The sequence below is a fragment of the Pseudomonas wayambapalatensis genome (assembly GCF_049942315.1).
Classification (GTDB): Bacteria; Pseudomonadota; Gammaproteobacteria; order Pseudomonadales; family Pseudomonadaceae; genus Aquipseudomonas; species Aquipseudomonas wayambapalatensis.
The window spans coordinates 1-12,102 of the sequence record NZ_JBNFMU010000143.1; the positions used below are offsets into that span (position 1 = coordinate 1).

At 66.3% G+C, this 12,102-nt stretch carries 10 protein-coding genes; 9 read left to right on the forward strand and 1 reads right to left on the reverse strand.

The window, feature by feature from the left end:
- The first annotated feature begins 46 nt into the window (after positions 1–46).
- Together xdhC and guaD are read left to right on the forward strand one after the other, a co-directional pair.
- Positions 47–892, forward strand: a complete 846-nt coding sequence (gene xdhC, locus ACPZMI_RS08830; protein ID WP_288375310.1) for a xanthine dehydrogenase accessory protein XdhC — start codon at positions 47–49, stop codon at positions 890–892.
- Between the two features lie 10 nt (positions 893–902).
- Entirely contained in the window at positions 903–2,207 is a 1,305-nt protein-coding gene (gene guaD, locus ACPZMI_RS08835) for a guanine deaminase (protein WP_054893626.1), read from the forward strand.
- 201 nt (positions 2,208–2,408) lie between these two features.
- Here guaD and ACPZMI_RS08840 read toward each other — a convergent pair whose 3' ends face one another.
- Positions 2,409–3,164: a GntR family transcriptional regulator gene (locus ACPZMI_RS08840; RefSeq protein ID WP_054893625.1), complete on the reverse strand. Its 756-nt coding sequence runs from the start codon at positions 3,162–3,164 to the stop codon at positions 2,409–2,411.
- Between the two features lie 467 nt (positions 3,165–3,631).
- Between ACPZMI_RS08840 and ACPZMI_RS08845 the strand changes: the two genes are divergently transcribed.
- From ACPZMI_RS08845 to ACPZMI_RS08875, 7 genes are all read left to right on the forward strand, one after another.
- Positions 3,632–4,867 carry an NCS2 family permease gene (locus tag ACPZMI_RS08845; protein WP_371105597.1) on the forward strand — a complete coding sequence of 412 codons (1,236 nt, stop codon included), beginning with the start codon at positions 3,632–3,634 and terminating at the stop codon, positions 4,865–4,867.
- 159 nt (positions 4,868–5,026) lie between these two features.
- Positions 5,027–5,986 (forward strand): AAA family ATPase, encoded by a 960-nt coding sequence (locus tag ACPZMI_RS08850; RefSeq protein WP_186666748.1) that lies wholly within the window; start codon positions 5,027–5,029, stop codon positions 5,984–5,986.
- A 5-nt stretch (positions 5,987–5,991) separates the two neighbouring features.
- Positions 5,992–6,933, forward strand: a complete 942-nt coding sequence (locus ACPZMI_RS08855; protein ID WP_402763357.1) for a DUF58 domain-containing protein — start codon at positions 5,992–5,994, stop codon at positions 6,931–6,933.
- Entirely contained in the window at positions 6,930–7,424 is a 495-nt protein-coding gene (locus ACPZMI_RS08860) for a DUF4381 domain-containing protein (RefSeq protein ID WP_063543917.1), read from the forward strand. The genes ACPZMI_RS08855 and ACPZMI_RS08860 overlap by 4 nt, the downstream gene beginning before the upstream one ends.
- Positions 7,417–8,493, forward strand: coding sequence for a vWA domain-containing protein (locus tag ACPZMI_RS08865; RefSeq protein ID WP_186666750.1), 1,077 nt, complete (start codon positions 7,417–7,419; stop codon positions 8,491–8,493). Before ACPZMI_RS08860 ends, ACPZMI_RS08865 begins: the two co-directional genes overlap by 8 nt.
- A complete protein-coding gene (locus ACPZMI_RS08870) occupies positions 8,490–10,214 on the forward strand; it encodes a VWA domain-containing protein (RefSeq protein WP_426352056.1) in 1,725 nt (574 codons plus the stop codon). Before ACPZMI_RS08865 ends, ACPZMI_RS08870 begins: the two co-directional genes overlap by 4 nt.
- The gene (locus ACPZMI_RS08875; protein ID WP_426352057.1) at positions 10,211–11,836 is read left to right on the forward strand and encodes a BatD family protein; all 1,626 of its coding nucleotides are present in this window, start codon (positions 10,211–10,213) and stop codon (positions 11,834–11,836) included. Before ACPZMI_RS08870 ends, ACPZMI_RS08875 begins: the two co-directional genes overlap by 4 nt.
- Positions 11,837–12,102 lie beyond the last annotated feature (266 nt).

The window sequence follows — 12,102 nt, forward strand, 5'->3', positions numbered from 1 at the left end:
CCCCCGCTCCTACAGGGTCCTCAGCATGGTTTAGAGAGGCTACATCATGCACCAATGGATCAATGCCCTCGCCGACCATCAGTCCCGCGGCGAACCCTGCATCCTGGTGACCATCATCGAGGAGCGCGGCTCCACGCCACGCAACGCGGGGTCGAAGATGGTGGTCAGCGCCAGCAGCCTGTTCGACACCATCGGTGGCGGACACCTGGAGTTCAAGGCCCTGCACATCGCCCGGCAGATGCTCGCCGAGCAGCGCAGCACACCGCATCTGGAGCGCTTCAGCCTGGGCGCGAGCCTGGGCCAGTGCTGCGGCGGCGTCACGGTGCTGTTGTTCGAACCCATGGCGCCGGTGCAGGCGCAGGTCGCGGTGTTCGGCGCGGGCCATGTCGGCCGGGCTCTGGTACCCTTGCTCGCCGCGCTGCCCTGCCGGGTGCGCTGGATCGATTCGCGCGAGCAGGAATTCCCGCCGCTTGTCCCCCACGGGGTGACCAAGGTGGTCAGCGAAGAGCCGGTCGACGAAGTGGCCGAACTGCCGCCAGGCAGCTACTGCATCGTCATGACCCACAATCACCAGCTCGACCTGGAGCTGACCGCCGCCATCCTCAAGCGCAACGACTTCACCTGGTTCGGCCTGATCGGCTCGAAGACCAAACGGGTCAAGTTCGAACACCGCCTGCGCGAGCGCGGCTACGACGATGCCGTGCTGGCACGCATGCGCTGCCCCATGGGCCTGCCGGAGGTCAAGGGCAAGCTGCCCATCGAGATCGCGGTGTCCATTGCCGGCGAAATCATCGCCACCTACAACGCCTGCTTCGGCCAGCATGACGCTGGCGCCAATGCGGGCCCCATTGCCCAGTTGCTGCCGCCCTCCCGGCGCAGCCAAGCCATTTGACGAGCGCTTTATGACCGCAACCCGCAAAGCCTACCGAGCCGCCATCCTGCACAGCATTGCCGACCCTGCCGAGGTTGGCCTGGAGGCCTCCCACGAATACTACGAAGACGGCCTGCTGGTGGTCGACGAAGGCCGCATCAGCGCCCTGGGACACGCCACCGACCTGCTGCCGACCCTCGACGCCGATATCGAAGTGGTGCACTACCAGGACGCCCTGATCACCCCAGGCTTCATCGACACCCATATCCATTTCCCGCAGACCGGCATGATCGGCTCCTACGGCGAGCAACTGCTGGACTGGCTGAACACCTACACCTTCCCTTGCGAAAAGCAGTTCGCCGACAAGGCTCATGCCGACAAGGTGGCGAAGATCTTCCTGCAGGAACTGCTGCGCAACGGCACCACCACCGCGCTGGTGTTCGGCAGCGTGCACCCGGAGTCGGTCAACGCCCTGTTCGAGGAGGCCGAGCGCCTGGACCTGCGCCTGATCGCCGGCAAGGTGATGATGGACCGCAACGCCCCCGACTACCTGACCGACACCGCCGAATCGAGCTACAGCGAGAGCAAGGCGCTGATCCAGCGCTGGCATGGCAAGGCTCGCCTGCACTATGCGGTGACGCCGCGCTTCGCGCCCACCAGCACGCCTGAACAGCTGGCCATGGCCGGGCAATTGCTCAAGGAACATCCGGGCGTGTACCTGCACACCCACCTGTCGGAGAACCTCAAGGAGATCGACTGGGTCAAGGAACTGTTCCCCGAGCGCAAAGGCTACCTGGACGTCTACGACCACTTCGAACTGCTGGGCGAGCGCTCGGTGTTCGCCCACGGCGTGCACCTGTGCGACGAGGAATGCCAGCGCCTGGCCGAGACCGGCTCGGCCGTGGCCTTCTGCCCGACGTCCAACCTGTTCCTGGGCAGCGGCCTGTTCAACCTGCCCCAGGCCGAGCGTTTCAAGGTCAATGTCGGGCTGGGCACCGACGTGGGTGCCGGAACCAGTTTCTCGCTGCTCAACACACTGAACGAGGCGTACAAGGTGATGCAGCTGCAGGGCGCGCGCCTGCACCCGTACAAGTCGCTGTACCTGGCCACCCTCGGTGGCGCCCGCGCCCTGCGCCTGGACGACCGCATCGGCAGCCTGCGCGCCGGCAACGATGCCGATTTCGTGGTGCTCGACTACAAGGCCACGCCGCTGCTGGACTACCGCATCCAGCAATCCAACAGCATCGAGGAGACCTTGTTCGTGCTGACCACCCTGGGCGATGACCGTACCGTGCGCGAGACCTTCGCCGCGGGGCGCTCGGTACATCGGCGCTGATGCACAAAGGGCCGCTGCGCGGCCCATCGCGGGACGAGCCCGCTCCCACAGAGAAAGCACCGGGCCCGAGGGATGTGCTGTACCTGAACTGCCGCAAAGGTTGGATTCATGTCCAACTTGGCAGCAGTCCATACCTGTGGGAGCGGGCTGGTCCCGCGACGGGCTGCACAGCAGCCCTCGGTCATTCATCCAGGCAAACGATCAACCCTTGGCGGCAGCCTTGGGTTTTTTCAGCAGGTGCGAGAACACCGCATGCAGGTCGTCCGATGCGCTGTCTTCGTCAAGGTTGAGCTTGCTGTCGATATGATCCATGTGATGCATCATCAGGCTCACCGCCTGCTCGGCATCGCGCGCCTCGATGGCGTCGATCAGTTGCATGTGCTCATCGTACGAGCAATGCGAGCGGTTGCCGCTTTCGTACTGGGCGATGATCAACGACGTTTGCGACACCAGGCTGCGCTGGAAGCTGACCAGCGGCGCATTGCCGGCCGCCTCGGCCAGCTTGAGGTGGAACTCGCCGGAAAGGCGGATGCCAGCGCCACGGTCGCCACGCGAGAAGCTGTCGCGCTCTTCGCGGACCATCTGGCGCAGCTCGTTGAGTTGCTCGCCGGTGGCATGCTGCACCGCAAGCTCGGTGATGGCGCGCTCGACCATGCGCCGGGAGAAGAACACTTGGCGCGCCTCCTCCACGGTGGGGCTGGCCACGACCGCGCCACGGTTGGGGCGCAGCAGCACCACGCTTTCATGGGCCAGACGCGACAAGGCGCGACGGATGATGGTGCGGCTGACGCCGAAGATCTCGCCCAGCGCTTCCTCACTCAACTTGGTGCCCGGCGCCAGGCGCTGTTCGAGGATGGCCTCGAAAATGTGCGCATAGACGATGTCGTCCTGGGTACCGCTGCGGCCGGCCTTGGCTGTGCGCGCAGGTTTCTTCAGAGGTTGCAGCTGTTCGTTCATGGGCACTCGAGCACAAGGGATCGGCCAGTGGAACCTCGACTGTAATACCTGTCAGAGGGTGGCTGGCAAGTCCTGGGGTGAAAAAAGGGATCAAGGTATCTGCGCATTGTACACAGGCTGAGCCGTTTCTGCAGGTGGCCAATACCCATATAGCTGCGTTGACGAAGATTGTGCGCACAAAAGATAAAACATTATTTGCATTCTTTGTACACAAAAGCATAATCCACCGAGCAACTTCCTGACCCAAAAGTCAACAAACCCGTCAGACGTCTGCCACCCCCTCGCGGAGCCGCCAAGTGCATGCACAGGACCAAGGCTCCAGAACAACAAGAAAGACTTGAGGAGTACTCGCTGTGGAAAGCCGCAAATCCGAAGCCCCAACGCTGGATCTCGCTGCGTCGCCCCGACAGGGATGGCTGGAGCGGATCTTCAAACTCCGGCACCACGGCACGACCGTCAGGACCGAAATGATCGCCGGGATGACCACATTCATCACCATGGCCTACATCATCTTCGTCAACCCCAACATCATGGCCGACGCTGGCATCGATCACGGTGCCGCCTTCGTCGCCACCTGCATCGCCGCCGCCCTGGGCTGTCTGCTGATGGGCCTGTACGCCAACTGGCCAGTGGGCCTGGCGCCCGGCATGGGGCTCAACGCCTTCTTCACCTACACCGTGGTCGGCACCATGGGCTACACCTGGGAGGCGGCGCTGGGCGCCGTGTTCGTCTCCGGCGTGCTGTTCATGTTGCTGACCCTGTCACGGGTGCGCGAGTGGCTGCTCAACAGCATTCCGGTGAGCCTGCGCCATGCCATGGGTGCCGGGGTCGGACTGTTCCTCGGGCTGATCGGCCTGAAGACCGCCGGCATCATCGTCGACAGCCCGGCGACGCTGATCAAGCTGGGCTCGCTGCATGAACCCGGACCGCTGCTGGCGGCCGTGTGCTTCCTGATGATCGCGGTGCTGAGCTACCACCGGGTGTTCGGCGCCATTCTCATCAGCATCATCGCCGTGACCCTGGCCGGCTGGGGCCTGGGCCTGGTGCAGTATGGCGGGGTGTTCTCGCTGCCACCGAGCCTGGCACCGACCTGGATGGCCATGGACGTGGCCGGCGTCTTCAACGTCAGCATGATCAGCGTGGTACTGGCCTTCCTGTTCGTGCATATGTTCGACACCGCCGGCACCCTGATGGGCGTGGCGCAGCGGGCGAACCTGGTGGCCCCGGACGGGCGTATCGAGAACCTGTCGCGCGCCCTGAAGGCCGACAGCGCCTCCAGCGTGTTCGGCGCCGCAGTGGGCGTACCGCCGGTGACCAGCTACGTGGAAAGTGCCGCCGGGGTTGCCGCGGGCGGGCGCACCGGCCTGACGGCGGTGGTGGTCGGCCTGCTGTTCGTCGCGGCGATGTTCTTCGCCCCGCTGGCCGGGATGATCCCCGCCTATGCCACGGCCGGCGCGCTGATCTACGTGGCGATGCTGATGATGGGCAGCATGGCGCACATCAACTGGGACGAGGCGACCGACAGCATCCCGGCGATCGTCACCGCGATCATGATGCCGCTGACCTTTTCGGTGGCCGACGGCATCGCCCTGGGCTTCATCAGTTACGTCGTGCTCAAGGCCGGGACCGGCAAGTACAAGGAAATTTCCGCAAGCCTGTGGGTGCTGTGCGTGATCTTCATCGCCAAGTTCGTGTTCCTCTGACACGTCGCCGGGCCCGCAACGGGCCCGGACCACGCCGGCCTTCAGGATTTTTTCTGACACCCAATTGGTCGCCGCCCCCCTGGATGGATTAAAGTATCACCCCCTGCCCGGCAACCGCCCTCCCCCAAGCGCCCGGCCCATTTCCAGGAACCGCCGACGATGGAACACCGTGAAGCGCTGATCGCGCTGCGCACCTTTCTCTCCTCCCAGATCCTTGGCCAGGAGAAGCTGGTCGACCGCCTGCTGATCGTCCTGCTCGCCGACGGGCACATGCTGGTCGAGGGCGCACCGGGCCTGGCCAAGACCAAGGCCATCAAGGAGTTGGCCGAGGGCATCGAGGCGCAATTCCACCGTATCCAGTTCACCCCCGACCTGCTGCCGGCCGATATCACCGGCACCGAGATCTATCGCCCGGAAACCGGCAGCTTCGTGTTCCAGCAAGGGCCGATCTTCCACAACCTGGTCCTGGCAGACGAGATCAACCGCGCCCCGGCCAAGGTGCAATCGGCCCTGCTCGAGGCCATGGCCGAGCGCCAGGTCAGCGTGGGCCGCAGCACCTACGAGCTGTCGCCGCTGTTCCTGGTCATGGCCACGCAGAACCCGATCGAGCAGGAAGGCACCTACCCGCTGCCCGAAGCGCAACTCGACCGTTTCCTCATGCACGTGAAAATCGGCTTCCCCGACGCGGCCGTCGAACGTCGCATTCTCCAGCAGGCCCGTGGCGAAGCGCTGGGCGGCGAGGTCAAGCCGGAGCGCCAGGTCAGTCAGCAGGCGATCTTCGCCGCACGCAAGGAAATCCTCGGCCTGTACATGGCCGATGCCGTGGAGGAATACCTGGTGCAACTGGTCATGGCCACGCGCACCCCGGCCAAGTTCGACGGCGAACTGGCCGACTGGATCGCCTACGGCGCCAGCCCCCGTGGCTCGATCGCCCTGGACCGCTGCGCACGTGCCCATGCCTGGCTGGCCGGGCGCGACTTCGTCAGCCCGGAAGATATCCAGGCCGTGCTGTTCGACGTGCTGCGCCACCGTGTCATCCTGTCGTTCGAAGCCGAAGCTGCGGGCATCGACCAGGACCGGGTGGTACAGCGTATCCTCGACGTCGTCGCCGTCGCCTGACCCGCATGCCCGCCACGCACCTCGCCGAACCCGGCATCCGCATCGGCCTGGCCGAGCTGATCGACATGCGCCACCGCGTGCGCGAGATCCAGCTGTTCTCCCGGCCCGGCCAGCGCAGCCCGCTGGTGGGCCTGCACCACTCCAAGCTGCGCGGACGTGGGGTCGACTTCGACCAGGTGCGCGTGTACCAGGCCGGCGACGACGTGCGCAACATCGACTGGCGTGTCACCGCACGCACCCAAGAGCCCCACACCAAGCTCTTCCATGAAGAGCGCGAACGGCCGATCTTCATCATGGTCGAGCAGAGCCAGCGCCTGTTCTTCGGCTCGGGCCTGATGTTCAAGTCGGTGCTCGCGGCCCAGGCTGCGGCGCTGTTCGGCTGGGCGGCGCTGGGCCATAACGATCGCATCGGCGGGCTGGTGTTCGGCGACAACGAACACCACGAGATCAAGCCCCGACGCAGCAAGCAGAGCCTGCTGCAACTGCTCAACCGCCTGGCCAAGGTCAACCAGTCGCTGCACACCGAAGCGCTACCCCAACCCGACAGCCTGGGCCTGGCACTGCGCCGCGCGCGTGAAGTGCTGCGCCCCGGCAGCCTGGCCATCGTCATCTGCGACGAACGCGCACTCACCCCAGCCGTCGAACAGCACCTGGCGATGCTCTCACGCCACTGCGACGTGCTGCTGATGCCGGTCTCCGACCCGCTCGACCACGCGCTGCCCGCCGCCGGCCTGCTACGCTTCGCCCAACGCGGCGCGCACCTGGAGCTCGACACCCTGGACGCCAACCTGCGCCAGCTCTATCGCCAACAGGCCGAAGCACGCATCGAACGCTGGGAACTGCTGGCGCAGAAAATGCGCGTGGTGCTGATGCCGTTGAGCACCCAGAGCGAAATGATCGAGCAGTTGCGCGAGTACCTCAACCAGCGTCCGGGAAGCGGCCAATGAACCCGCTCGACCAGTTGCAACCGCTGATCGCCCCGCCGGCCATCGGTCTGTGGCCACCGGCGCCGGGCTGGTGGCTGCTGCTGGCCCTGCTGCCGCTGCTCGGCTGGGGGCTGTGGCGCCTGCGCCGCTGGCGGCCAGGCCGACGCCAGGCGCCACCCGCCGAACAGCCGCTGGACCCGATCCGCGTCGAAGCCCTGGCCGAGCTCGCCCGCCTGCCGCGCCCCTACGACGGCGCACCGGCCGGGGCCTGGTTGCAGCAGATCAATGCCCTGCTCAAACGCCTGTGCCGCAATCACTACCCTGGTGCCAACAGCCACACGCTCAACGGCCGTCAATGGCTGGCGTTTCTCGACAACCGCTGCCCGGCTGCCGGCCTGACCCGCTGGATGGTACTGGTCGAAGGGGCCTACAAGCCCGAGTGCAAGCTCGACGACAAGGCCATCGCCGGGCTCGCCCAGGCGGTCGAGACCTGGATTCGCAAACATGTTTGACCTGGCCTGGCCGTGGATCTTCGCCCTGCTGCCGCTGCCCTGGCTGATGCGCCTGCTGCTGCCTGCCGCCGACAGCGGCGAGCCGGTGCTCAAAGTGGGCTTTCTCGATGAGCTCGAAGGCCTTGCCGGGCGCCGCGCCCGCCTCAACCTGCCAACCTGGCGCCAGCAGGCGCCGTTCGTGGTGATCTGGCTGCTTCTGCTATTGGCGGCCGCCCGGCCGCAGTGGTTGGGCGATCCGGTACCGATCGCGGCAAGCGGCCGCGACCTGCTGGTGGCGGTGGACGTGTCGGGCTCGATGGACTTCCCCGACATGCAGTGGAAGGGCGACGAAATCAGTCGCCTCGACCTGGTCAAGGCGCTGCTCGGCGATTTTCTCCAGGACCGCGAGGGCGACCGGGTCGGGCTGATCCTGTTCGGCAGCGAGGCTTATCTGCAGGCCCCGCTGACCTTCGACCGGCGCACCGTGCGTACCTTCCTCGACGAAGCGCAGATCGGCATCGCCGGCAAGAACACCGCCATCGGCGACGCCATCGGCCTTGCGGTCAAGCGTCTGCGTCAGCGCCCCGCACAGAGCCGAGTGCTGGTACTGGTGACCGATGGCGCCAACAACGGCGGGCAGATACACCCCCTGACGGCCGCGCGCCTGGCGGCCCAGGAAGACGTACGCATCTACACCATCGGCATCGGCGCCAACCCCGACGCCAGCGGCACCCCGGGGCTGCTCGGCCTGAATCCGAGCCTGGACCTGGACGAAGCCTCGCTCAAGGAAATCGCCGAACTCACCCATGGCGCCTATTTCCGCGCCCATGACGGTGCCGAGCTGAACAGCATCGGTGACACCCTCGACCAGCTCGAACCAGTAGCCCAGCAACCGACCCAGGCGCGCACTGCCAGGGAGCTGTATGCCTGGCCGATGGCCCTGGCGCTGCTGCTCAGCGTCCTGCTGGTGATCGCCGTGCAGTGGCCAGACAATCTGCTGCAACGCCTGCTGCGTCGACCACGCTTCCTGCAACCCCACCCCGAATGGCGCCAGCGCCTCAAGCGCCTACGCCTGAGGAGGCGGCGATGATCGAACTCTGGCCACAATGGCTGCGCCCGCTCTGGCTGCTGGTGGTGCCCCTGCTCGGCTGGCTGCTGTTCAAGCTCTGGCATCGACGCAAACGTGCCGGCCGCTGGCAGATGATTCTGCCGCAGCAGTTCCATGCAGTGTTGCTCGGAGGCGGCAATGGCAGCACCAGCAAGCTGCCGTGGATCGCCCTGGGCCTGGCCTGGCTGCTGGTGCTCCTGGCCCTGCTCGGGCCCAGTTGGCAGCGCTTGGAAGAAACCCGCCAGCGCCCGGCCGACCCGTTGGTGATCCTGCTCGAACTGACCCCGCAGATGCTCGCCGAGGACAGCCCGCCCAACCGTCTGGAACAGGCTCGGCGCAAGGTCCTCGATCTGCTCGAACACCGTCGCGAAAGCCAGACCGCGTTGATCGTCTATGCCGGCAGCGCGCATACCCTGGTGCCACTGTCGGATGACCTGGGCACCACACGCAACCTGCTCGAGGCAGTCGACCCCTCGATCATGCCGCAGCCCGGCCATCGCGCCGATCTGGCAGTGCAAAAGGGCCTGGCACTGCTCGCTCAGAGCGGCCTGGGGCAAGGCCGCGTGCTGCTGATCGGTAGCTCGCTCAGTCAGCAGGAGCGCCAGGGTATCGTCCAGGCCCTGGGTCGCCAGGGCCCCTCTTTATTGATGCTCGGCGTCGGCACCGCCGAAGGTGCACCCGTGCGCCAGGCCAGTGGCGAGTACCTCAAGGACGACCAGGGCGCCATCCTCGTACCACGCCTGGACAGCGCCGAGCTCAAGCGCTTCATCGTCGCCACGGGCGGACGCTACCGGCATGCCCGTATCGACGATCTCGACCTGCGCGGTCTGGGCCTGTTCGACTCCCCCCGCGCCCTGCGCAACGACGGCCAGACCCTGCAACTGGACAGTTGGGCCGACCAGGGCTACTGGCTGCTGCTGCCGCTGTTGCTGCTGGCCGCCTGCGCCGGACGCCGCGGCTGGCTGTTCTGCCTGCCGCTGCTATTTGCCCTGCCCCAACCAAGCCAGGCGTTCGAATTCCAGGACCTCTGGCGTCGCCCCGATCAACAAGGCCAGTACCTGCTGCAACACCAGCGTCCCGCCGAAGCCGCCCAGCGCTTCGAGGATCCACAGTGGCGCGGCATGGCGCTGTACCAGGCAGGCGACTACACTGGCGCGGCCCAGGCATTCGCCCAGGGCAACAGCGCCGCGGCGCACTACAATCGAGGCAATGCCCTGGCCCGTGCCGGCGAACTGGATGCCGCCCTGGATGCCTACGAGCAGGCCCTGGAGCGCCAGCCCGACCTGCAACCGGCACTGGACAACCAGGCACTGGTGCAACAACTGCTGCAACAACGCGAGGCCAACGCCGAGCAAAAGCCGGACAACAGCGACGCGCAACCGACACCGAGCCGCGACACCGACGGCAACAGCAGCTCGGCTTCCAGCAGCGCCCAGGGCACGCCCGGCAACGACGAGCAGAGCCCAGCGCAGGATGGTGGCGACACCACCCGCAACAGCAACAACCAGGCGTCGTCCGGCAACCAGGGCGGCGATGATGACAGCCTCACCCAGCCGCCGCAGCGGCCCACCTCGACCAGCCTCGACGCCGAACAGCGCCAGGCCCTGGAGCAGTGGTTGCGGGAAATTCCCGACAACCCGGCGCAACTGCTGCGACGCAAATTCTGGTACGAACAGCAATTGCATCAGGAACCCCAACGATGAGTCGCCTCGGCGCCTTCTTGCTCAGCCTTCTCTGGCTCACTCTGGCACAGGCCCAACCGGCGCTGCAGGCGAGCGTCGATCGCACCCGCGTGGAGGCCGGCGAAACCCTGGAACTCACGCTGGAAAGCCAGGATGTCACCGAGTTCGGCAAGCCCGATTTGCGCGCCCTGGAGGGCGACTTCGAAGTGCGCGGTACGCGCCAGCTCAATAGCCTGCATACCCTCGATGGCGAAACCCGGGCCAGCACGCGCTGGATCGTCACCCTGCTGCCCCGGCGTAGCGGCAACCTGCAGATCCCGGAGCTGCAACTGGGGCAGTCGCGCAGTCAGGCCATCGAGCTGCAAGTGGTGCAACCCGACCCCAATCGCCCGGACAGCGCCTCGCAGGTGTTCATCGAGGCAACCCTCGACAGCCCCGAAGTGTATGTCCAGGCCCAGGCCGTACTGACCCTGCGCATCTACCACTCGGTGTCGCTGTACGATGACAGCAGCCTGAGCCCGCTGCGGCTCGAAAACGCCAAGGTCGAGCCGCTGGGCGAGTCGCGCACCTACGAGAAAGAAATCAACGGCGTGCGCCATGGCGTGATCGAAACCCGCTACGCGCTTTACCCGCAACAGAGCGGCACACTGCTAGTGCCGCCCCTGACCTTCACCGCCACCGCTGCCGACAGCACAGAGCCGCCTGCCACAGGTGCTCGCAGCGGGCGCCAGGTGCAGGTGAGCTCACTGCCGCTGACCCTGCAGGTCAAGGCCATCCCTGCGGCCTGGCCTGCCGGTTTGACCTGGCTCCCGGCCCGCAGCCTCACCCTGGAGGAGCGTTGGAACCCCGACCCGACCCAGCAGCCGACGCAGATCGGCGATTCGCTGACGCGCAGCACCACTCTGCGCGCCGAGGGGCTGTCCAGCACGCAGTTGCCACCGTTGCCGGCCACCGAGGTCACTGGCCTGCGCCGCTACCCGGACCAACCACTGCTGCGCAACGAGATCAACGAGCGCGGCATGACCGCCAATCGTGAAGAGCGCGAAGCGTTGGTGCCGATCCACAGTGGCAACCTGATGCTGCCTGCGCTGGAAGTCACCTGGTGGAACACCCTCGAAGATCATCTGGAGCACAGCAGCCTCCCGGCCCGAAGCATCAAGGTTGACGATAACCCCGCGCTGAGTGCCGACACGCCGGTGGGTGACGTTGCCAGCGGCGCCAATCCATTGTGGCCCTGGCAACTGGCGACGCTGGTCCTGGCACTGACCACGCTGCTCGGCTTTGCCCTGTGGTGGCGCGCCCGTTCGCAGCCTGCGGTGCTACGGGCGGCACAAAGCGGCCCAAGCCCCCGCACCTTGCTCGACGACCTCAAGCGCGCGACCCTCGCCAACGACCCCCAGGCCACGCGCCAGGCGCTGGACGCCTGGGCGCGCCAACAACCGGAGACGCTGGCCGAGATGGCGGCGCGCTTCGTGCCCTTGTCCAACGCCCTCGACGGCCTCAATGGCGCGCTCTACAGCGAGTCGGGCCAGCATTGGCAGGGTGATGAGCTGTGGCGGGCAATTGGTGCGATCCCTGCGCTGGAGCAAGCCCTTACACCAACGGGTGAGGGTGCAAGCCTGCCGCCGCTTTATCCCAAGTGATTTTTCAGGTGCTCGCCGAAAGGTTTTTGGTGCCCTTGAGATCGAGCGCCGCCCGCGCGGCGCTTCGCGGGCAAGCCCGCTCCTACGTTTGTTTCGGGCCAGTGAGTCCTGTGGCATTTTCGCGCGCCCCCTTTGGCGCACGGCGCGGTACCGAGTCGTACACACCAGGCGGTCGCGCGCCTATGGCACAGGCATAACTGGCCCGAAACAAATGTAGGGGCGGCGGTTCGGCGCTCCGACTTGCCCGCGAAGCGCCGCGCGGGCGG